The sequence below is a fragment of the Nonomuraea wenchangensis genome (genome assembly GCF_900111685.1).
GTDB classification, from domain to species: domain Bacteria; phylum Actinomycetota; class Actinomycetes; order Streptosporangiales; family Streptosporangiaceae; genus Nonomuraea; species Nonomuraea wenchangensis.
This window is the reverse complement of the sequence record NZ_FOHX01000021.1, coordinates 164,561-185,489: the sequence shown is the minus strand read 5'-3', so window position 1 is coordinate 185,489 and position 20,929 is coordinate 164,561. Positions and strand designations below refer to the sequence as shown.

General features: G+C 72.9%; 18 protein-coding genes. 11 read left to right on the top strand and 7 right to left on the bottom strand.

Annotated elements, in window-relative coordinates:
- Positions 1–15 precede the first annotated feature (15 nt).
- Positions 16–1,491 (bottom strand): class I adenylate-forming enzyme family protein, encoded by a 1,476-nt coding sequence (locus tag BMW85_RS41835; protein WP_245775377.1) that lies wholly within the window; start codon positions 1,489–1,491, stop codon positions 16–18.
- A gap of 327 nt (positions 1,492–1,818) precedes the next feature.
- On the opposite strand from BMW85_RS41835, the gene BMW85_RS41830 reads away from it, so the two are divergent.
- Positions 1,819–3,153 (top strand): hypothetical protein, encoded by a 1,335-nt coding sequence (locus tag BMW85_RS41830; RefSeq protein ID WP_091092837.1) that lies wholly within the window; start codon positions 1,819–1,821, stop codon positions 3,151–3,153.
- Here the strand turns inward: BMW85_RS41830 and BMW85_RS41825 are convergent.
- On the bottom strand, positions 3,150–5,507 hold the full coding sequence (locus BMW85_RS41825) for a helicase C-terminal domain-containing protein (RefSeq protein WP_091092835.1): 2,358 nt from the start codon (positions 5,505–5,507) through the stop codon (positions 3,150–3,152). The genes BMW85_RS41830 and BMW85_RS41825 overlap by 4 nt on opposite strands.
- Positions 5,508–5,552: 45 nt before the next feature.
- On the opposite strand from BMW85_RS41825, the gene BMW85_RS41820 reads away from it, so the two are divergent.
- Entirely contained in the window at positions 5,553–6,371 is an 819-nt protein-coding gene (locus tag BMW85_RS41820; RefSeq protein WP_143082587.1) for a hypothetical protein, read from the top strand.
- Positions 6,372–6,380: 9 nt separating this feature from the next.
- Here BMW85_RS41820 and BMW85_RS41815 read toward each other — a convergent pair whose 3' ends face one another.
- Positions 6,381–7,001 carry a TetR/AcrR family transcriptional regulator gene (locus BMW85_RS41815; RefSeq protein WP_091092832.1) on the bottom strand — a complete coding sequence of 207 codons (621 nt, stop codon included), beginning with the start codon at positions 6,999–7,001 and terminating at the stop codon, positions 6,381–6,383.
- Between the two features lie 239 nt (positions 7,002–7,240).
- On the opposite strand from BMW85_RS41815, the gene BMW85_RS41810 reads away from it, so the two are divergent.
- Both BMW85_RS41810 and BMW85_RS41805 read left to right on the top strand, forming a co-directional pair.
- The gene (locus BMW85_RS41810; RefSeq protein WP_177241150.1) at positions 7,241–7,858 is read left to right on the top strand and encodes an HAD family hydrolase; all 618 of its coding nucleotides are present in this window, start codon (positions 7,241–7,243) and stop codon (positions 7,856–7,858) included.
- Between the two features lie 90 nt (positions 7,859–7,948).
- Positions 7,949–8,344, top strand: a complete 396-nt coding sequence (locus tag BMW85_RS41805; RefSeq protein WP_091092829.1) for a cold-shock protein — start codon at positions 7,949–7,951, stop codon at positions 8,342–8,344.
- 16 nt (positions 8,345–8,360) lie between these two features.
- Here BMW85_RS41805 and BMW85_RS41800 read toward each other — a convergent pair whose 3' ends face one another.
- Complete coding sequence (locus BMW85_RS41800) at positions 8,361–9,959, bottom strand: MFS transporter (RefSeq protein ID WP_091092827.1); 1,599 nt, start codon at positions 9,957–9,959, stop codon at positions 8,361–8,363.
- Between the two features lie 126 nt (positions 9,960–10,085).
- Here BMW85_RS41800 and BMW85_RS41795 point away from each other — a divergent pair, with 126 nt between their 5' ends.
- On the top strand, positions 10,086–10,934 hold the full coding sequence (locus BMW85_RS41795; RefSeq protein WP_091092825.1) for a DUF3027 domain-containing protein: 849 nt from the start codon (positions 10,086–10,088) through the stop codon (positions 10,932–10,934).
- A 101-nt stretch (positions 10,935–11,035) separates the two neighbouring features.
- On the top strand, positions 11,036–14,071 hold the full coding sequence (locus tag BMW85_RS41790) for a sacsin N-terminal ATP-binding-like domain-containing protein (RefSeq protein WP_091092823.1): 3,036 nt from the start codon (positions 11,036–11,038) through the stop codon (positions 14,069–14,071).
- A gap of 100 nt (positions 14,072–14,171) precedes the next feature.
- Here BMW85_RS41790 and BMW85_RS41785 read toward each other — a convergent pair whose 3' ends face one another.
- Complete coding sequence (locus BMW85_RS41785) at positions 14,172–14,381, bottom strand: DUF2530 domain-containing protein (protein ID WP_218156165.1); 210 nt, start codon at positions 14,379–14,381, stop codon at positions 14,172–14,174.
- Between the two features lie 84 nt (positions 14,382–14,465).
- On the opposite strand from BMW85_RS41785, the gene BMW85_RS41780 reads away from it, so the two are divergent.
- The 4 genes from BMW85_RS41780 (at position 14,466) to thpR (ending at position 18,345) form a co-directional block, all read left to right on the top strand.
- Positions 14,466–15,920: an NCS2 family permease gene (locus tag BMW85_RS41780; protein ID WP_091092822.1), complete on the top strand. Its 1,455-nt coding sequence runs from the start codon at positions 14,466–14,468 to the stop codon at positions 15,918–15,920.
- Positions 15,921–16,048: 128 nt separating this feature from the next.
- Positions 16,049–16,501 (top strand): MarR family winged helix-turn-helix transcriptional regulator, encoded by a 453-nt coding sequence (locus BMW85_RS41775; RefSeq protein ID WP_091092820.1) that lies wholly within the window; start codon positions 16,049–16,051, stop codon positions 16,499–16,501.
- 23 nt (positions 16,502–16,524) lie between these two features.
- Entirely contained in the window at positions 16,525–17,748 is a 1,224-nt protein-coding gene (locus BMW85_RS41770; protein WP_091092819.1) for an MFS transporter, read from the top strand.
- A 39-nt stretch (positions 17,749–17,787) separates the two neighbouring features.
- Positions 17,788–18,345, top strand: coding sequence for an RNA 2',3'-cyclic phosphodiesterase (thpR, locus tag BMW85_RS41765; RefSeq protein WP_091092817.1), 558 nt, complete (start codon positions 17,788–17,790; stop codon positions 18,343–18,345).
- A 97-nt stretch (positions 18,346–18,442) separates the two neighbouring features.
- Here the strand turns inward: thpR and BMW85_RS41760 are convergent, their stop codons facing one another.
- Complete coding sequence (locus tag BMW85_RS41760; protein WP_091092816.1) at positions 18,443–19,411, bottom strand: aldo/keto reductase; 969 nt, start codon at positions 19,409–19,411, stop codon at positions 18,443–18,445.
- 75 nt (positions 19,412–19,486) lie between these two features.
- Between BMW85_RS41760 and BMW85_RS41755 the strand changes: the two genes are divergently transcribed.
- Positions 19,487–20,515, top strand: a complete 1,029-nt coding sequence (locus tag BMW85_RS41755) for a hypothetical protein (protein ID WP_091092814.1) — start codon at positions 19,487–19,489, stop codon at positions 20,513–20,515.
- 7 nt (positions 20,516–20,522) lie between these two features.
- Here BMW85_RS41755 and BMW85_RS41750 read toward each other — a convergent pair whose 3' ends face one another.
- Complete coding sequence (locus BMW85_RS41750) at positions 20,523–20,897, bottom strand: hypothetical protein (RefSeq protein ID WP_091092812.1); 375 nt, start codon at positions 20,895–20,897, stop codon at positions 20,523–20,525.
- Positions 20,898–20,929 lie beyond the last annotated feature (32 nt).

The following is a 20,929-nucleotide window of genomic DNA, read 5'->3' as shown; positions in this document are numbered from 1 at the left end:
CACGTGATCGGCGGGCTAGAGGCGGGCGCGCACGGCCTTGCGGTCGAGCTTGAGCACGCTGGTGACCGGGATGTCGTCGACGAAGCGGATCTCGCGCGGGTACTTCACCCGGCCGACGCGGTCGCGGGCCCACTCGGTGAGCTCCTCGGCGCTCGCCGTCCCGCCCGGTTCGAGCTGCACGAACGCCACGACCTCCTCGCCGTGGCGGGCGTCGGGCCGGCCCACGACGCAGGAGCGGGCCACGTCGGGGTGCTGGTCGAGGGCGTACTCGACGTCGCGCGGGAAGACGTTGAAGCCGCCGCGGATGATGAGGTCCTTCTTCCTGTCCACGACGTGGAGGTAGCCGTCGTCGTCCACGCAGCCGATGTCGCCGGTGCGCAGCTCGCCGTCCACCAGCGTGGTGCCCTCGGGGTCGGGCTCGTGCTCGCCCCAGTAGCCGAGCATCAGCGACTCGCCCGCGACGCAGATCTCGCCGACCTCCCCGGCCTCCACCTCCTCGCCGTCGCCGTCGCGGACGACGATCGAGTAGCCGGGCAGCGGCAGGCCGACGCTGCCGACCCTGCGCCGGCCCGGCGGGTTGAAGGTGGTGACCGCGCAGGTCTCGGTCAGGCCGTAGCCCTCCAGGATCTGCACGCCGGGCAGGCGGCGCTCGAACTCCTCCAGCAGGCTCCGGCCGAGCGGGGCGGCCCCGCAGGTGAGGTGGGACAGCTCGGGCAGCGGGTGCGACTCCAGCGGCTCGGCGAGCAGCATCTGGAGCATGGCGGGCACGACGGTGCCGTAGTGGACGCGCTGCCCGGCGGCCAGCTTGAGGAACTGCCCGGGGTCGAACCAGCGCATGAGCACCGCGTGCTGCGGCTCGGTCGCGTGCATCCAGGCGATCGTGACGATCAGTCCGTACGAGTGCGACAGCGGCACCGGCACGATGAGGCGGTTCTTGCCTTCCTGGTGTGACATGTCCCAGACGGCCTTGCCCACCTGCCAGAGGCCGCGGTGGCTCAGCATGACGCCCTTGGCGCGGCCGGTGGTGCCGCCCGTGTACATGAGGGCGGCCAGGTCGCCGGGGTCCCGGGGGACGGGGCCGCGTCCGGCGGACCGTTCGAGCTCGGCGGTGTCCACATGGATCGGGATGTCCACGCCCGCGGCCCGTACGGTCGCCTCCAGCTCGGGGGAGGTGACGACGGCCACGGCGCCGCTGTCGAGCAGGATGTGCCGTAACTCCTCCGCGCCCACCAGGAACACCACGGGGGTCACCACCGCGCCGGCCGCCCACAGCGCCTGGTAGAGCACCGGCACCTCGGGCGAGTTGGCCATCATGACGGCCACCCGGTCGCCGGGCCGGACGCCCGCCGCGACGAAGCCGCCGCACATGCGGCGCGCGCGTTCGGCGAGCTCGTGACTGCGGTGCCAGACCCCTTCGTAGTACATCGCGTCGTGGTCGGCGAAGCGGCCCCAGGACTCCTCGGCCAGTCGGCCCAGCGTGTGCTCGGTCACAAGGCCAACCTGCTGCGCAAGGGAGCGCGGCGTCAAGTCCCCTTCGCCCTCTTGACTGATCGTTGTGAACGATGTCTTCATTGTCAGTAAATAAAGTGATATCTCCTTCTCAGGCCATTTGAGTTTTCATGATGGCCTAGATCGTGTAAATGTGGGAGATCTGGGATGCGACTTGGAGTCCCAGGTAGGAAACACCTGGTCAGACCGGTACGGTGACGCAGCGCGACCGGCTCGTGCGGCACCGAGAAACTCGTGCGGCACGGAGAATGTCGTGCTCGCGCGGTAATTAGTGGAGACAAGTTTCGTGTCCAGCTCCGAGGTGACTTCGTGACCGACACGCCTCAACCAGGCGAGCTCGACCTTGACGACTTCGCGCGCACGCGGCGCCGCCCGCCGCCGGCGAACGTCCGGCCCGTCCCCGGGAAGCTCGCCCGGCGGGAGGCCGACGCCCTGCTGCGCTCCTACCTGGAGCCGCCCTGCTTCCCCGAGGCCGTCCGCAGGCTCGCGGCCCGCCACCTGCTCGTGCTCGTGGGCGAGGAGGAGATCGGCAAGCGGCTCGGCGGACTCGCCCTGCTGTCGCGCATGTCGCTGGCCGAGAGCACGATCACCGTCCTGTCGCCGGCCGGCACCGTCGCCGAGCTGCTCGGCGCGACCGAGTACGCCCCGGGGCGGGCCTACCTGCTGCACGACTGGATCGCCACCGGCGCCGACCCGGGCGAGCTGGCCGCCCTGGCGCGCGAGCTGGCCGAGCTCGGCTCCTACCTCGTCATCACCCGCGACGGCGCGCCCTCGCGGGCCGTGGAGGTCGAGCAGCCCTGGGCCGCGCCCGACCCCCGGGAGCTGTTCGACCTGTGCCTCAGCACGTACAACCTGCGCGCGGGAGTGGCGCCCGACACGCTCGTCAAGGCCCGGCACCGGGCGGCCGAGCTGCCCACGCCCGCCCAGGTCGTCCGGCTGGCGGCCGGGCTCGCGCCGGGCGCGGCGCGGGCCGCCGAGGAGGTCGCCGCCTGGTTCGACACCAAGCCGGCCATGCGGGAGGTGCTGGCCGCGGCGGCGCTGGCGTTCACCGCGCCGCTGCCGGAGGCGGCCTTCGAGGCGCGGCTCGCCCGGCTCGACCCGATCTGGCAGGCGCACGAGAGCGCCCCGCCCGCGCCACCCGGGCCGCACCCGCTCATCAGCCGCGCAGGCGGGCGGGCCGGCTTCCCGACGCCGGAGCACCGCGGGCAGGTGCTGGCCGAGCTGGCCGCCCGGTACGGGTTCTGGCTGTGGCAGCCGCTGCGCGCCTGGGTCAGGTCGCTGACCGCCGAGGAGCCCGAGGTCCGCACCCGGGCCGCCGAGGGCGTGGCGGCGCTGGCCTCTTACGCGTTCAAGGAGGCGAGGGCCGAGTTCCTGGAGGTGTGGGCGGCGGGCACGGCGGGGGAGCGGCTGGCGGCGGCGGACGCGCTGTCTTACATGTGCGCCGACGACACCCTCGCCCCCAAGGCGCTCCGGCTGGCGCTGGAGTGGGCGGCCGACCCCGCCCGCGCCACGACGGCCGCCGTGGCCCTGGGCGGCGACCTGGCGCTGCGCTACCCGGCCGACTGCGGGCGTGCCCTGCGGCGGCTGGCCGCCGGCGACGGACCGGCCGCGGCCGTGGCCAGGCGGATGGGGCCGGACGCCTAGACCCCCGCCACGCCGGTGATGCGGTGCAGCGCGAAGCGGTGGACGGCGGCCCTGGTCTCGTCGTACGCGGTCAGGTAGCCGCCCTCCATCCTCGCCGGCTCCAGGATGCGCGAGGTCGCGTTGCCCTGCGAGTCGAGATAGCCGATCCACACCCGTACGCCCTGCTTGATGGCCTCCTGCAGGGCCGAGATCGTGGCGGTCGCGGGGCCGCGCGGGATCTGGCCGTCGGGGGCGTCCGCGGGCTCGCGCCGGGCGAGATGCGCCGCGTCGCCCGCGCGCAGCGCACGTACGGCCGCCGCCGCCACATGGGGGTCGATGCCGTTGGCCGAGGCCACCGCGCGCACCGGCGGCGCCGCCTCGGTGCGCCTGCTGTCGAGCTGCGAGATGATCACGTCGCCGTCGAGCGACTCGGCGACCGGGGAGTAGCCCATGGCCCGCAGCGAGTCGACCAGCGCCGCGCGCGAGGAGCGGGAGGCGATGACCGTCGGGGCGAGCCGGCGCAGCCGCAGCGCGGCCGAGCGCCGGTCGGCGGTGATCTGGTCGAGCAGCGCCGGGTCGTCGCAGCGGACGTACGCGCTCGCCGTGCCCACCCGGATCCGCCCGTGCCGCCGCGCCACGTCGCCCACCAGGTAGGACAGCGCCTGCGGCATCGGCGTGGCCGAGTGGCGGGCCAGCATCGCCAGCAGCTCCTCGCCGCCGTGGCCCGCGTCGAGCGCCCGGCGGATCGACTGCTCGCTGAACCGGTAGACGGTGGCCCCGCCCTTCGACTCGACGTCGGCGGTCAGCGTCATCCACCGGTTGAGCTCGCTGGTCAGCGGGCCGGGCGCGACCGCGGTCAGGTCGGCCTGCAGCAGCACGTGATCGACCGGCTCGGGCAGCAGCGGCGCCAGCGTGGCCGCCGCCGACCCGGTGTCGCCGCCCTCCAGCAGCGCCCGCCCGTGGCCGGACAGCGCGCCCAGGCCGGTCACGCCGATCTGCTCGGCCTCGCGCAGGGCGAACTCGGTCAGCTGCTCGCGCAGCGGCCCCCGGCGGCGCGGCTGCTCCCAGGCCAGGCGTTCGAGCACCGCGTCGCGGGACGGCGCGCGCCCCGGCGCCGCCGCCAGCACGCCCAGCGCCGCCGCCCGCACCCCGGGCGCGGCGGCGCGGCGCAGATCGGCATGCAGGGCGTTGAGCGGGCGGTCACGCTCGTCCCGGTCGCCCACCAGGCCCGGCACGCGGTCCATGTGCAGCCAGGCCGCGGCCAGCGCCACCCAGCGGTCGGCGGTGCCCCTGACCCGCCACAGGTCGTAGCCGGGGGTCGGCAGCCACTCGCCGTCCACGCCGCCGCCGGCCGCGATCAGCCCGGCCGCGTGCGCCACCTCGACGACCAGCGCCGTCACCCACTCCGGCAGGTCCAGCTCGGTCGCCGTGCGCTTCAGGTCGCGTACGCCGAGCCCGCCCGTGCGCAGCACGCCCGGCGGTTCGATGCTCCACCGCTCGCACAGCTCCTCGACCGCGCGGACGAACATGAACGCCTGCCCGGCCGCCGTACGGTCGGCCAGCTCCCTGTCGCGCTCGGGGCCCTCCAGCGGCGGCGGCTCGGCCGGCAGGCCGCGGTGCACCCGGCCGCCGCGCAGGTGCAGGCCCACCTCGCGGGGCAGCGTCACGCTCTCCTCGCCGGTCGCCGCGAGCAGGCCGCGGGCCAGCAGCTCCTCTATGGGGGAACGGGCGGTCGCGACGCGCACCTCGCGCCGGGCGTTGGGCACCCGGCCGGTGGGCGGGCCCCAGGTGAGCTGGTCGAGCGCGGCCCGCGCCTCCTGCGACACGGACGCGAGCAGCGCGGCGGGGTCGGCGAGGGCCGCGGCCAGGCGTTCCTTGCCGGTGCCCGCGGTGCCGGGGGCGATGTCGTCGGCCATTTCGTCGAGCTGCTCGGGCGCGTGGTGCCGGAAGGCGTCCACCGCGCGCGGGCCCAGGCCGGCCGGGTCCTCCAGCACCTTGCGTACGCCGGGGCCGAGGTCGAGCGCGTCGTCGGGGCCGTAGACGAGGGCGAGCTCGCGCAGCCGGTCGAGCGCCGCCGACAGCGCAGGCTCGGCGGCCTGCGGGCCGCTGGGCGGGGGCGGGGGCGGGGGCGCGGCGATGAGGGCGCTCAGGCACTCCTTCGGCGTGGGGCCGTCCTGGACCGCCAGGGTCTCGACGACGGCCAGCGTGAACCGGTCGAGCCGGTCGAGCGCCCTGCCGATCGCCGACGGGCTGGCCGCGCGCGACGCCAGGCCCTCCAGGTGCGCGGGCACCGGAGTGATCAGCTCGGGACGCGACGAGACGAGCGCCCGCAACTGGTCGTCGGTGCGTCCCCTGATCCACTCCGTGAACTCCATCGTTGCCATGGTATGTCCCCCCTGATTGGGGCAGCATGGCTAGACGTGAGAGAGCGTGCCGACCAGCTCGTGCTGAACTACGTCTCGAGGGCCGCCGACGCGGCCCACGGCGTGTTGCGCTCCGAGCAGCGGCTGGACTTCGCCAGGCGGCTGCGCGCCCGGATCGAGGCCGAGGTGGGCGGCAGCGAGAACCCGCGTACGGTGGCGAAGGTGCTGGACAGGTTCGGCGATCCGGCGGCGCTCGTGGCCCGCGAGGCCCGCCGCCTCACCGAATCCGCCCCCGAGGCCGCCGCCTGTGGTTCCCGTGCCGGCCTCGGGCCGGAGGGTACGCGGCGGTTTCCCGCCATCCGGGACGACACCGCGCCCGCGCACCCGCCCCGCAGGGCCGGGCAGCACCGGGTGAGCCGGCCGACCAGTCTGGGGCTGCCGTTCGCGGGCCTGCGCAGGGTCGCGATGTCCACGGCCAACCCCATGGCCACCGGCGGCAGGGACGCGCGGACCGTCGTCAAGGAGCACCCGCGCGAGACCGCCGCCCTGGTGATCCTGGTGGTGGCCGCGTTGCTGGTGCCGTTCGGGCTGCCGCCGCTGGCGATCTTCCCGGTCCCCCTGGTGGTGTGGGCGGCCGGCACGGCGGTCGTGCTGCTGAGCGAGAGCTGGGAGGTCCGCGACCGCTTCCTGGGCGCGGGCGCGCCCCTGCTCGGCTATGTGGTCGGCGGCGTGCTCGTCGGCGGCCTGCGGGTGGGCGCGGAGCCGGGTTTCGACACGTTCATGACCGCGTTCTGGGCCGTGAGCGGCACGATGTTCATGATCGGCACCGGGCTGGGCGTGGTCTGGCTGGCCTACCGCCTGCTCGACCTCGACTGACCGCCGGCCTCAGCTCACCGCCGGCGCCGGGGTCGGCAGCAGCCCGACGGCGAGCCGCACCCAGGCCGTCACGAACTGCTCCTTGTCCGCGTGCCCCGCCAGCTCGCCCACCGTCTCCTGGAAGAGCCGGTAGTGCACCACGGCGCCGCCGAGCACCGTCGCGATGCCCCACCAGTCGATCTCGACGTCGCGGTATTCGGGCTGCGCGCGGAACCAGGTGACGATCGCGTCGAACATGGGCTGCAGCAGCCCGTCCCGTACGACGGCGACCAGCTCGGGGAACTGGCTGAGGTCGCGGAAGAAGACGCGGGTCAGCTCCGACTCCTCGCGCACCTTGGCGAGCCCCGCCCGGCAGACGAGTGACAGCCGCTCCTCCAGGTCCGCGGAGGACTCCATGGCGCTCAGCTCGGCCAGGCTGCCGGCCACCTGACTGCGGGTACGGGCGGCGTGCTCGTTGATGGCGGCGGCGAGCACCTCGTACTTGGACTTGAAGTGCCTGTAGAGCCCTCCGGCGCCGGGAGACAGCCCTGAGGCGGCCTCGATCTCGGCCACGGAAGTGGCGGAGTAGCCCCGCTCGGCGAACAGCCGCAGGGACTCATCGATGATCCGCTCACGGGTGGATCTGCTCATGTCTATCCTGATACCTCCGTAAGGAGAGTAGTCGTTACGGAGCGGCGCGCCGGATCGGGCTCGCCAGGACCGAGCCGGACCGGGCCAGGACCGAGCCAGGAACGGGCCAGGAACGAGCAGGTGCCGAGCCGGTGACGGGCCCTCCCCTTCGATAAGTAAATCCTTTCTTCCCATTCCCACCATCCCACAACAAGGCGAGTTACCGGGTGCCGAGCGGCCTTTGGCATCCTGCACGGGTGATGACATCGGTAGGTTTCGACCTTGACATGACATTGGCGGATACGCGAGTGGGGATTGCGGCCGCCATGGACGAGCTGTCGGCGCGTTTGGGGGTGCCGATCGACAGCGCGGCCGTGGTGCGGCGGCTCGGGCCGCCTTTGGAGACGGAGTTGGCCAACTGGATGCCCGTCGAGCAGGTCGCGAAGGCCGCCGACCTGTATAGGGAGATTTATCCAGATATAGGGGTTCCTGTGCACACGGCCATGGACGGCGCCCACGACGCGATCGCCGCCGTCCGCGCGGCCGGCGGCCGGGTCATCGTGGTGACGGGCAAGAACCCGCGCGACGCCGTCAGCACCGTCGAGGCGCTGGGTCTGGCCGTGGACGAAGTGGTCGGCTCGCTGTTCGGCGCGGGCAAAGGATCGGCACTCGCGAGGTTCGGCGCCGCCGCCTATGTTGGTGACCATGTCGCGGACATCGATGCGGCCCGCGCGGGAGGCGCCGTGAGCGTCGCCGTCGCCACGGGGCCGTACACAGCGGAGGAGCTGCGCGCGCACGGCGCGGATGTGGCTCTTCCCGACCTCACCGAATTCGCCGGTTGGTACGCCCGCTGGTGCCGCCGCGATGAAGTCGGGTAATTCATCGGCATTTACCCGGTCGCTCCGACGCCCTTCGGGGCATAACCTACATCCATCCAGCCTTTTCGACTGTTTGAACGAGGTCCTCCTGTGCCGAGTGGCAAGGTCAAGTGGTACGACGCCGACAAGGGATTCGGCTTCCTCACCCGTGACGACGGCGGTGAGGTCTTCGTGCATTCCTCCGCGCTGCCTCCTGGCACCGGCCCGCTGAAGCCCGGCCAGAAGGTCGAGTTCGGCGTCGCCGAGGGCCGCCGCGGCCAGCAGGCGCTGTCGGTGCGGATCCTGGAGCAGCCGCCCACCCTGGCCAAGCCCAAGCCGAAGGGCAAACGGAAGAAGCCCGACGAGATGGTCGTCATCGTCGAGGACCTCATCAAGCTGCTCGACGAGGTCTCGGGCACCTACCGGCGGGGCAAGCACCCCGACACCGCGCACGCCAAGAAGATCGCCCAGGTGCTGCGAGCCCTCGCCGACGACCTCGACGGGTAGCCGCGCTCCGGCTCGCTCAGCCGAACGGGTTGGTCAGCGGTTTGGTGGGGTCGAGCGTGTCCCCGCGCCTGGGGTCACGCTCGGCTGGTGCAGGCGCGGGCGCGGGCCACTCGGCGGTCGGCGCGGACGCCGCCGCGTCGTGGTCGGCGGAGTAGCCGCCGGGGTTGGCGTCCGGGTCGTGCAAACCGTGTTTCCTCGCCGCCTCGGCTTTCGCGGCGCGCACCCGCCGTACGCGGGCGAACACCACCCAGCCGAGCGCCGCGGCCAGCCCTGCCGCCAGCCCCACCAGCCCGGCGGACACGCCACGGGTCAGTGACAGCACCAGCCCGACCAGCCCGCCGAACACCCACGCGAGCTGCAGCACCGCCTCGACCACCCCGAACGTGGACGAACGCACCTCCTCGCCGATCTCGCGCTGCACGATCGCGTCGAGCGCGAGCTTGCCCAGCTCCTGCGCGAACGCGGTGACCAGCGAGATCGCCAGCGCCGTCCAGACGCCGAACAGCAGCGCCGTCACGACGGCGGTCACGAGGGTCAGGGCCAGCGCGGCCGGCACGATGAGCTGCGGCGCGTGGTTGCGGGTCCAGTTGGCCACGGCGGCGCCGGCCAGACCGCCGAGCCCGGCCGCGCCGGCCAGCAGCGCGATCGTACGCGTCACGTCGAAGAACGGGTCCCGGCCCGAAAGCCACGGCACCGCGTGGTCCTGCACCAGGAACAGCAGGAAGAACAGCAGGAAGCCGGAGAAGACGCGGATGGCGACGTTGGCCCAGACCGCCTCGGCGACCGCGGGGCCCACCTTCAGCAGCGTCCTCCAGCGGTGCCTGGAGCCCTCCTCCTCCAGGTCGGGGGAGTCGATGTGGCGCGGCAGGCGTACCGCGACGACCCCGAGCAGCAGGAAGGCCAGCATCGCCACGCGCAGCACCACGGCGCTGCCCAGCCACGCGGTCAGCCCCGCGCCGATCGGCACCGCCACGCCCGCCGCGACCAGCGTGAACAGCGCCACCCTCGCGTTCGCCGACACCAGCGTGATGCCGGCGGGCAGCACGTTCGGCATGATCGCCGCCCGCGAAACGTTGTACGCCTTCGACAGCACCAGCACGCCGAGCGCCCCGATGAACAGCGTCGGCAGGTCCCCGGGCCCGACGGCCGCCGCCATCGCGAAGCAGAGCAGGCCCCGCCCGAACAGCGTGCCCGCCATCACGTAGCGGCGGCCGGACCTGAACCGGTCGAGAATCGGCCCGACGAACGGCGCCAGCAGCGCGAACGGCAACATCGTGATGACGAGGTAGAGCGCCACCGAGCCGCGGGCCTCGCCGACCGGCACCCCGAAGAAGACCGTGCTGGCCAGCGCCACCGTCACCAGGGCGTCGCCGGCGCTGTTGCCCGCCGACAGCTCGATCAGCCGGCCCAGGCCGGTGCGGCCCGCGCCGCCCGCGTACGTCAGCCGCCGCGTGGCCCTGCCGACCGACCGCACGCCGCCCGCGGTCGCCCGGCCCGCCCGGGCCGTGCCTCCGGCGGTGGCCCGGCCGGCCCGTCCGGCGGCGCGACCGGCGTCGGCGACGCCGCGCCCCACGCGCCGCGCGGCCTCACGTGCCCGGTCCCAGCCTGCGTCCACGCCTACCAGTCTTACCCGATTCGGGCGAAGAGTCGGCGGACGATCCGTCGTTCCCGGCCCGTCCAGGTCCCGGGATGGGTGAGAATGAAGTGTGAGCGAACAGCACCTTTCGCCGGAGGCGGTCCGATGAGCCGCACAAGGGCCCGTGTCCCCGCTCCCGACCAGGCTTGCGCCGAGGCGGTCGAGCTGGCACGCGCCGCGGCCGAGGAGCTAGCGCGGCCGGGCGAGCCTGGGGAGCACCTCGGCTTCGAGAGCGAGGGCGACCGCATCGTCACCCACTACTTCGCCTGCCTCGACCGTGCCTACCGCGGCTGGCGCTGGGCGGTCACGGTCACGCGCGCCTCGCGGGCGAAGAAGGTGACGGTCAGCGAGGCGGTGCTGCTGCCGGGCTCGGGCGCGCTGCTCGCGCCCGAGTGGCTGCCGTGGAGCGAGCGGCTGCGCCCCGGCGACCTGGGCGTGGGCGACCTGCTGCCGGTCGCCGAGGACGACGACCGGCTGGCGCCGGGTTTCACCGAGGTCGACGACGACGCCGACCATCAGGCGCTTTTCGAGTACGGCCTGGGCCGGGCACGTGTGCTCTCGGCCATCGGCAGGGACCGGGCTGCCAGGCGCTGGCACTCCGGCGAGCACGGGCCGCATACACCGATCGCACACGCCGCTCCCGCGCAGTGCTCCACCTGCGGCTTCTATTGGCTGCTCGCGGGTGGGCTGCGGCAGACGTTCGGGGTCTGCACTAACGAATACGCCCCCGACGACGGCAAGGTGGTCTCCGCCGACCACGGTTGCGGCGCCCATTCCGAGGCCGCCGTGCTGCCGCCGCCGATGGAGCAGGCCATCCCGATCCTCGACGACCTCGGCTACGACCTGATGGAGGAGGAGCCGGGGGCCGTCGTCGGCTTCGCCGAGGAGCCGGGCACGGCCGAGGAGCCGGGTTCCGTCGACGCGTCGGGGTCGGAGGAGCTCGGTCATTCCTGATCGAGGTGTCAGGCTGGGGGCAGGGCGATAACCGGGTTTCCTGTCGCCGGTGGCCGCTAACCTACCCTGGCCCACCCTCAACTTCATCAGGATCGTGATCGATGACCGACACCTTTGGCTGTGACCGGATGCGGGCCGCCGTCCTCGCCGCGTGGACTGCCTCGCCCGCCAGGTTCCGCGAGGACGCCAACGCCGAGGAGGACTTCGCGCTCGGCGGCTACCGCGACCGGCTGATCGTCGAGCTCGCGCAGAACGCCGCCGACGCGGCCCTTCGCGCGGGCGTGCCAGGGGTGCTGCGGCTGACGTTGCGGGGCGACGTGCTCACCGCGGCCAACACCGGCGCGCCGCTCGACGCGACCGGCGTGCAGAGCCTTTCCACGCTGCGGGCCTCCGGCAAACGCGACGAGGCGGGCGCGGCCGGGCGCTTCGGCGTCGGGTTCGCGGCGGTGGTCTCGGTGACCGACGCGCCGTCCATCGGCTCGCGCGGCTCCGGCGCGGTGCGCTGGTCCCGCACCGACACCGCGGCGCTGGTCGCGGAGATCCCCGCGCTGGCCGGCGAGCTGGCCGACCGGTCGGGGCACGTGCCGCTGCTGCGGCTGCCGTTCGACGAGCCGCCCCTGGTCGACATCCCGGAGGGCTTCGACACGCTCGTACGCCTTCCGCTGCGCGACCCGGCCACGGTCGAGGCGGTGCGGCGGATGCTGGCCGAGACCAGCCCGGCGCTGCCGCTCGGCCTGCCCGCGCTGGAGCTCATCGAGATCGACGTCGAGGGCGAGACGCGCAGGGTCGCCGCCGACGGCTGGCACGTCGTCTCCGACTCGGGGGAGTTCACGCCCGAGCAGGTGGCCGCGCTGTTCGCGGACCGGCCCACCGAGGAGCGGGCCCGGCCCTTCTGGTCGCTGCGCTGGGCGGTGCCCGTCACCGGCACCGGCGAGCCGGGGCCGCTGCCCGCGAGCGTGCCGCCCGTGGTGCACGCCCCCACGCCCAGCGACGAGCCGCTCGACCTGCCCGCGCTGCTGATCGCCTCGTTCCCGATGGCCACCGACCGGCGGCACGTCGCCAAGGGGCCGCTGGCCGACTTCCTCGTCGAGCGGGCCGCCGACGCCTACGTCCGGCTGCTGCGCGAGCTGCCGCGCACGTCCAAGCTGCTCGACCTGGTGCCCGCGTTCATGGGCAAGGGCGAGCTGGACGCCCGCGTCCGGCGGGCCGTGCTCGACCGGCTGCCCGGCACGCCCCTGCTGCCCGCGCTGTCCGCGCCCGCGCCGGCCGTGCAGACGCCGTCGTTCGCCGACGCCGAGGTCTACGAGCCCGACGCCGCCTGGCGGGTCGAGCAGCCCGCGCCCGAGCCGGAGGCGGGCGGCTGGGTGGTGAGCGGCCGGGAGGCGGCCGTGCTGGCCGCCGGGTCGGCCGAGCTGCTGGCCACGGTCGCCGACTTCGTGCCCGGCCTGCTGCCGGCCGGCTGGCCGCCGCGCCATCCGGCGATGACCGCGCTCGGCGTGCGCCGGGTCGAGCTGTCCGACGTGGTCGACCTGCTGTCGGGCGAGACCGTGGAGGGGCGCGAGCCGTCCTGGTGGCGTTCGCTGTACGAGGTGCTGCCCGCCGACGACCCCGAGTCGCTGGGCGCGCTGCCGGTGCCGCTCGCCGACGGGCGCCTGGTCCGCGGGCCGCGCGGCACCCTGATCCTGACCGACGGCGGGGCCGAGCTCGACCTGACGCCGCTCGGGCTGCGCATCGTGCATTCGGAGGCGGCCCATCCCGCGCTGCTGCGGCTGGGCGCGGCCGAGGCCACGCCCCGTACGGTCCTGGAGGACCCGCTGACCAAGGCCGCGGTGGCGCAGTCGCTCGACAGCCCCGACGCCGAGCCGGTGGCGCGGGCCGTGCTCTCCCTCGTCCAGGCCGCCGCGCTGGCGCCGGGCGAGGCGCCCTGGCTGGCCGAGCTGGCCCTGCCGGGCGCCGACGGCGAGCTCTATCCGGCCGGCGAGCTCATGCTGGCCGACGGCGCGCTGGCCGGCGTGCTGGAGCCCGGCGGCCACCTGGGCATCGCCTCGGCCTCGCTGGAGGAGACGTACGGCGCCCACGTGCTGGCCGCGGCGGGCGTGCTCGACGGGTTCGCGGTCGTCCACGACGAGGACGTCCTGCTCGACCCCGACGAGTGCGACCACGACCTCGACGGCGAGGTCGACTGGCTCGACCACGTGCTCGACCTGCTGCCCGAGCTCGACGTGCCCCCGCTGATCCCCGAGTTCACGGCGGTGCGCGACCTGGAGCTGGTGGCCGACTGGCCGGCGGCGCTGGCGCTGCTGGCCAGGCCGCCGCTGCGGGCCGCGCTCCACCCGCTGCGGGTCGCGGGCGTCGAGGTGCCGTCCTACACCGCGTGGTGGCTGTCCCGCCATCCGGTGCTCGACGGGCGCAAGCCGCTGGAGCTGCGCCTGCCCGGCGCGGACCCGCTGCTGCAGGGCCTCTACGCCGACGCTCCCGCCGGGCTCGACGAGGGGGCGCTGGCGATGATCGGCGTCCGCAGCACGCTGGCCGAGCTGCTGGCCTCGCACGGCGGGCCGGAGGAGCTGCTCGACCTCATGGCCGACGAGGCCGTCGAGGTCGACCGGGCCCAGCTGCGCGCGCTGTGGGTGGCGCTGGCCGGCGTCGATCCCGAGCGGGTGGCGCCGCCGTCGCGGGTGCGGGCGGTGCTGCGCGGGTCGATCGTGGTGGCGGCGGCCGAGGACGCCGTGGTCGTGGAGGCGCCCGACCTGCTGCAGCTCGTCGCCGAGCGGCCGCTGGTGCTGGCGCCGTACGACCTGGCCGAGTCGCTGTCGGAGCTGCTCGACCTGCCGCTGGCCGGCGAGCTGACGACCGGTGAGGTGACCTCGGCGGGCGAGGTGCGCGAGGTGCCGGCCGAGGTGCGCTCGCTGCTGCCCGCGGCTCCCGGCACGTACGTGGAGCACGAGAAGCTGCTGGTCGACGGCGTGGAGTGCGCGTGGCGCTACTTCGAGGGCGCCGTGCACTGCACGGGCATCGACGGGCTGGCCCGTGGGCTCGCCTGGGCGACGGGGCAGTGGGGCGACCGGCTCGCGGTGGCCGCGCTGCTGCGCGATCCCGAGGCGGTGCCGCTGCTGCTCGCCGAGGCCGACCTGTCGTAACCGCGCCTCCGGGCCTGCTCGAACGGCGGGCCCGGACGGCAGTTGTCGCGGCCCGGCAGTTCGTCGCGGGGGCGGGCGTCAGTTGCCGCGGGGGCGGGCGTCAGTTGTCGCGGGGGCGGCGGACCATCCACATCCCGAGGAAGCCGAACGCCACTCCCGTGACGCAGGTCCAGATCCACCACTCGTTCCCGGGGGCGGGACGGAAGATCAACAGGACGACCAGGGCGACGGCCCAGATGGCCGTGCCGACGCCGACGGCGGCGACGTCGTTGGTCTTGATCGGCTCAGGGTCGGGGTGCCACTGCTTCACGTTGTCCAGCCTAGCTTCCAATAGTGTCTCGATCTCATTACTGACACTTTCCGCAGGTCATCCCATACTGTCACCCTTCGCGTCGTGAGCGATACAAAGAACACTGAACCCCGATCCGCACTGGACCGCTTCTTCGCCATCACGGCGCGAGGATCCACCGTCTCCCGGGAGGTCCGGGGCGGTCTGGCCACCTTCTTCACGATGGCGTACATCGTCGTGCTGAACCCGTTGATCATCGCCACCGGCAAGGACATCGATGGTCAGTTCATCGGCGACGGCAGCGAGGCCAACATCCCGTTGGTGGCCGCCGGCACCGCCTTCGTGGCCGGCGTGATGACGATCCTCATGGGCGTCATCGGCAAGGTGCCCTTCGCGATGGCGGCCGGGCTCGGCATCAACGCCTTCGTGACCTTCAACATCGCGCCGCTGATGAGCTGGGAAGAGGCCATGGGCCTGGTCTTCCTGGAAGGCGTCATCATCGCGATCCTGGTGCTGACAGGGCTGCGCACCGCGGTCTTCCACGCCATCCCCGCCCAGCTCAAGACCGCCATCAGCGTCGGCATCGGCCTGTTCATCGCACTGATCGGCTTCGTGGACGCCGGTTTCGTGCGCAAGGCCGCAGGGGCGCCCCTGGAGCTGGGCATCGCCGGCAACCTCACCTCGTGGCCCATCTTCGTCTTCGTCGTGGGCCTGCTCGCCACCGCCGCGATGGTGGCCCGCAAGACGAAGGGCGCCATCCTCATCGGCATCGTCGGCACCACGATCCTGGCCATCGTCGTCGAGGCCTTCGCCAAGGCCGGCCAGTCCTCGGCCGAGAACCCCGGCGGCTGGCAGCTCAACCGGCCCACCGTCCCCGAGGAGATCTTCGGCTTCCACAACCCGCTGACGCTGTTCGCCGAGTTCGACCCGATCGGCGGCTTCCAGCGGGTGACGGTCCTGCTGGCCGTGCTGTTCGTCTTCACCCTGCTCATCACCGACTTCTTCGACACCATGGGCACGGTCGTGGGCGTCGGCCGGCAGGCGGGGCTGGTGCAGGAGGACGGCATGCTGCCGCGTACGAAGCAGATCCTGCTCGTCGACTCGATCGGCGCGGCGGCGGGCGGCGCGGGCTCCGTCTCCTCCAACACGACCTACGTCGAGTCGGCCGCCGGCGTCGGCGAGGGCGCCCGGACCGGCCTGGCGAGCGTGGTGACCGGGGTGCTGTTCCTGGTGGCCATCTTCTTCGCGCCGCTCGTGAAGGTGGTGCCGTACGAGGCCGCCGCGCCCGCGCTGGTCGTCGTGGGCTTCCTCATGATGACCGCGATCCGCGACATCGACTGGAACGACTACGAGCTGGCCATCCCGGCGTTCCTCACCATCGTCATCATGCCGTTCACCTACTCGGTCTCGAACGGCATCGGCGCCGGCTTCATCAGCTACGTGCTGATCAAGGTGGTGCGCGGCAAGGCGCGCGAGGTGCACCCGCTGCTGTGGGGCACCGTGGTGCTGTTCGTGCTCTACTTCGCGATCGGTCCGATCCGGGTGCTGTTCGGCGTCTGACCCCGCGTCGACCCAAGGCCGGAGCCGCCTCGCACATGCGGGGCGGCTCCGGGGTATCAAGGGGTGAGACGCCTTATCGGTTGGGGAAATATCGTGGACTGCCGTATAGTTAGCAAAGGTAATGACTCATGCTAACCAACACCCCGCACAAGACAGGTCTGCGCGGCGACGCGGGTCTGGCTTCGGCCCTGCGCGTATCGCTGACCAGACTCAACCGACGCCTAAGACGACAGGCGGCGGCGCACTCGCTGACGCCCACCCAGTTCGCGACGCTCGCCGCCGTGGAGCGGCACTCCGGGATAACCCCTGGAGAGCTGGCCGAGCTGGAGAAGGTGCAACCGCCCTCGATGACCCGCGTGATCGCCGGGCTAGAGGAGCGCGGTCTGGTCGCCCGTGGGCCGCATCCGACCGACCGGCGCCAGGTGATCGTGACCGTGACCGAGGCCGCCCAGAAGCTGCTGAAGGAGGAACGTCGCCGCAAGGACGCGTGGCTGACGCAGCGGCTGAAGGAGCTCTCCCCGGAGGAGAGGTCGATCCTCAGGCAGGCCGCGCCGATTCTGGAGAAGCTCAGCAGGATATAGAGCCTGAGCAACCCAGGACCGGGATGTTCCGGTCGCTCAGGATTCGCAACTACCGCATGTTCGCGGCCGGTGGCGCCGTCTCCAACGTCGGCACCTGGCTGCAGCGCACCGCCCAGGACTGGCTGGTGCTCGACCTGACCAACGGCAGCGCGGCGGCGCTCGGCACGGCGACCGCGCTGCAGTTCCTGCCGATGCTGCTGTTCGGCATGTTCGGCGGCGTGCTCGCCGACCGCTACCCGAAGCGCCCGATCCTCGTCGCGGCCCAGAGCCTCATGGCCATGCTGGCCCTCACCATCGGTGTGCTGACGATGACCGGCAGCGCCCAGGTGTGGCACGTGTACGTGATGGCGTTCCTGCTCGGCATGATCTCCTGTGTGGAGGTGCCGACCCGGCAGGCGTTCGTGGTCGAGATGGTCGGCCGCCGCGACCTGCCCAACGCGATCGCGCTCAACAGCTCCATCTTCAACCTGGCCCGCGTGGTCGGCCCGGCGCTGGCCGGCGTGCTGATCTACGTGCTCGGCGGCACCGGCCCCATCTTCCTGGTCAACGCGCTGACGTTCGGCGCGGTGATCTCCTCGCTGGTGTTCATGCGCGCCTCCGAGCTCAACCCGGCCGAGCCGGTGCCGAGGGCGAAGGGGCAGCTCCGCGAGGGCCTGCGCTACGTCGTGCGGCGCGAGGAGCTGCTGCTGCCGGTGCTGCTCATCGGGTTCGTGTCGATGTTCTCGCAGTCGTTCTCGATGTCGATAGCGCTGATGGCGCGCGAGGTGTTCAAGGCGGGCGCGTCGTCGTTCGGCCTCGCCTCCAGCATGTTCGCGGTGGGCGCGCTGGGCGGCGCGCTGCTCGCGGCGCGGCGGGCCAAGCTGACGAACAAGGTGCTGTTCGCCGGGGCGATCGGGTTCGGGGCGTTCCAGATCCTCACCGGGCTGGCCCCGTTCTACCCGGTCTACCTGCTGCTGCTGGTGCCCACCGGGGTCGCGCTGATCACCGTCAACACGGCCGCCAACGCCAGCGTGCAGCTCGCCACGTCGGCCGCGATGCGCGGCCGGGTGATGGGCATCTACATGCTGGTCTTCACCGGAGGGGCCCCGCTCGGCGCGCCGCTGGTCGGCTGGCTGTCGGAGCTCGGCGGGCCGCGCCTCGGCGTGATGCTGTCCGGCGTGCTGGTGCTGGTCGGCACCGGGCTCGCGGTCGTGGTGACGCGGCTGATCAGCCGCCGGGTCTCCGGTCCCGCCCTCGCGATGGCCTGACCCGCCCCCGCCCGCCCCGAGCGGGCACAATGTGTTGGCATGAGGCTCTTCGCGGCCCTGGTGCCGCCCGACGAGGTGCTGGACGAGATCGAACGCGCGATCGCGCCGCACGTCGGGCAGGTGCCGGGGCTGCGCTGGCCCGACCGGGCCACCTGGCACATCACGCTGGGCTTCTTCGGTGAGGTGCCCGAGCGGGCGCTGCCCGAGCTGGAGACCCGCCTGGCCCGCGCCGTGCACCGGCACCGGGTGCTCGACCTGGCCTTCGCCGGCTTCGGCGCCTTCTCCTCGGCCCGCCGCGCCCGCGTCTTCTGGATCGGCGTCACCGGCGACTCCATGACCAGGCTCGCCGACTCCGTACGCGCCGGCGCCCGCCGCGCCGGAGCCACCGGGACCGACGCCAAACCCCTCCACCCGCACCTCACGCTGGCACGCGCCAAGACCGAGACGGACCTCCGCCCGCTGGTCGAGTCGCTGTCCGGGTTCAGCGGCTCGCCGTGGCGGGCGGAGGTGGTGCGGCTGGTGCGCAGCCACACGGGACCGCAGGTGAGGTACGAGTCACTCGCCGAATGGGCGCTCGCACCGGCCGAGCCGGGCTAGGCTCCAGGGCGTGGACCGTCCTCGTTCTTGGCTGCTGCCCCTGGTGCTCGGCCTGCTCCTGCTGATCGTGGTGGTCGGCGCGCTGCTCACCTGAGCCCTACCAGGCGTAGTCCTCCGGCGCGGTCCGGTGACCGGGGAAGATCTCGTCCAGGCGGGTCAGCACGGCGTCGTCCAGCTCGATCTCCAGCGTGCGCATGCTGCCTTCGAGCTGCTCCAGGGTGCGCGGGCCGATGATCGGCGCGGTGACCGCCCGCTGCTTGAGCAGCCAGGCCAGGCCCACGTGCGCCGGGTCCTCGCCCAGCTCGTCGCAGAGCTTCTCGTACGCCTCGATCTTGTCGCGGTGCTTCTCCAGCTGCTTGACGATCTGCTCGCTCGCCGAGCGGCCCTTGTCGATCTTGCGGAGCACGCCGCCCAGCAGGCCGCCGGCCAGCGGGCTCCACGGGATCACGCCGAGCCCGTAGTCCTCGCAGGCGGGCAGCACCTCCAGCTCGACCGCGCGGGTGAGCAGGTTGTAGTGGGACTGCTCGCTGACCAGGCCGAGGAAGTTGCGCCGGGCGGCGGTTTCCTGGGCCTTGGCGATGTGCCAGCCGGCGAAGTTCGAGGAGCCGACGTACAGGATCTTGCCCTGCTGGCGCAGGACCTCCATCGCCTCCCAGAACTCCTCGAACGGGGTGTTCCGGTCGACGTGGTGCGCCTGGTAGATGTCGATGTAGTCGGTCTGCATGCGCTTCAGCGAGGCGTCGCAGGCCCGGCGGATGTTGAGCGCCGACAGCTTGCTGTCGTTCGGCCACTCGCTCATGCCGCCGTAGAGCTTGGTCGCGATGACGGTCTTCTCGCGCCGCCCGCCGCCCTGGGCGAACCACCTGCCGATGATGTTCTCGGTGATGCCCTCGCCCAGCTTCCAGCCGTAGACGTTGGCGGTGTCGAAGAAGTTGATGCCCAGCTCCAGGGCCCGATCCATGATCGCGAAGGAGTCTTCCTCCGAAGTCTGCGGGCCGAAGTTCATGGTGCCGAGGCAGAGGGGGCTGACCTGAAGGCCACTGCGTCCGAGGTTGACATAGTCCATAGTTCCAACCCTAAAGACCTGGAGCGCACTCCAGGCCAGACGCTTCCCGGCGCGCCGGTGGGGCATGATGGCGGCGTGGGGGATGTCATGATCCGGATGCTCGCGGCCGTGCTCGCGGCCTGCTTTTTGATCGTTGTGCCCGCTCCTGCGGCGGCGGCCGACGACGAGCGGATGGAGAAGCTCTTCACGTTCAAGGACCCGAGGATCACCGAGTCCAGCGGCCTGGCCGTCTCGCCCACCCACCCCGGCATCTACTACACGCACAACGACAGCGCCGCCGCCCCGACGTTCTACGCCGTGGACGGCGAGGGGCGCACACGGGCGACCTACCAGGTACGCGGCGCGGAGGCGCGCGACTGGGAGGCGATGGCCGCGAGCAAGGACCCGCGCACCGGGCGCGGCGTGCTCTGGTTCGCCGACATCGGCGACAACCTCGACGGCGCCTGGCCCGACGTGTCGATCTACAAGGTGATGGAGCCGCAGCGGATCGGCGACGCCACGCTGCCCGCCGTGCGCTACCGGTTCCGCTACGCCGACGGCGCGCGCAACGCCGAGGGCATCATGGTCAACCCGAGGACCGGGCGGCTCTACGTGGTGTCCAAGGAGTTCGCGGGCTCGGTCTACGCCGCGCCGAAGACGCTGCGCACCGACCGGACGAACGTGCTGCGCAAGGTGGCCGCCGCGCCCATCATGGCGACCGACGCCGCGTACGCGCCGGACGGCTCCTCGTACGTCGTGCGCACCTACTTCTCCGCCACCCTCTACAAGCCCTCCGGCGAGACGATCGCCAGGGTGGCGATGCCGCAGCTGGAGCAGGCGGAGTCGATCGCGTTCACGGCGGACGGCAAGGCCCTGCTCACCGGCAGCGAGGGGGTGCGCAGCCCGGTCTACCGGGTGCCGCTGCCCGCCCGCGCGCGGGCCGCCGCCTCGCCGAGCGCCACCCCCACGCCCACGCCCAGCCCCGCGAAGGCCGAGAGCAGCCTGGACGCCCGGGCGGACGGCCAGGCGGACGGCGGGCTGTCGCTGAAGGACGTGCTGATCTGGCTCGCGGCGGCGGCGACGGCCATCGGCGTGATCACCTTCATCGCCCGCAGGACCGCCTGACCGGGCGTCACCGGCCGCCGCGCATGGTCGCGGTGAACATGTCGCCGCGCAGCGCCCGCTCCACCACCTCGATCGAGCGTGACAGCCGGACCAGGCGCGGACCCTCCTGCCGGTAGGCGTCCAGCACCGCCTCGATCGCGTGCGGCGGCAGATGGCCCTTGAGATCGACGGCGGCGGCGCGGTAGCCGGCGCGGGCGGCCTCGACCGCCGAGCTCACGTGGTGCCTGGCCATGCTGGCCAGGGCCACCGGGTGGCGGCGGAGCACCTCGTAGGCGCGGTAATCGGGCGGGACCGCGTCGAGCAGCCAGGCCACGGCCGAGGTCTCCCAGTCGGGGACGCTGGGCGGACGGACCTCGGCGGGCCACTCGGGCGGGACGTACATACGCCAATCGTACTTAAGTTCGATTGGTGACC

Bases quoted from the DNA above. Each gene is read 5' to 3' on its own strand.
- BMW85_RS41760 (WP_091092816.1), bottom strand. From the start codon at position 19,411: ATGGACTATGTCAACCTCGGACGCAGTGGCCTTCAGGTCAGCCCCCTC.
- BMW85_RS41775 (WP_091092820.1), top strand. From the start codon at position 16,049: ATGCTAACCAACACCCCGCACAAGACAGGTCTGCGCGGCGACGCGGGT.
- BMW85_RS41790 (WP_091092823.1), top strand. From the start codon at position 11,036: ATGACCGACACCTTTGGCTGTGACCGGATGCGGGCCGCCGTCCTCGCC.
- BMW85_RS41815 (WP_091092832.1), bottom strand. From the start codon at position 7,001: ATGAGCAGATCCACCCGTGAGCGGATCATCGATGAGTCCCTGCGGCTG.
- BMW85_RS41750 (WP_091092812.1), bottom strand. From the start codon at position 20,897: ATGTACGTCCCGCCCGAGTGGCCCGCCGAGGTCCGTCCGCCCAGCGTC.
- thpR (WP_091092817.1), top strand. From the start codon at position 17,788: ATGAGGCTCTTCGCGGCCCTGGTGCCGCCCGACGAGGTGCTGGACGAG.
- BMW85_RS41795 (WP_091092825.1), top strand. From the start codon at position 10,086: ATGAGCCGCACAAGGGCCCGTGTCCCCGCTCCCGACCAGGCTTGCGCC.
- BMW85_RS41825 (WP_091092835.1), bottom strand. From the start codon at position 5,507: ATGGAGTTCACGGAGTGGATCAGGGGACGCACCGACGACCAGTTGCGG.
- BMW85_RS41770 (WP_091092819.1), top strand. From the start codon at position 16,525: ATGTTCCGGTCGCTCAGGATTCGCAACTACCGCATGTTCGCGGCCGGT.
- BMW85_RS41810 (WP_177241150.1), top strand. From the start codon at position 7,241: ATGACATCGGTAGGTTTCGACCTTGACATGACATTGGCGGATACGCGA.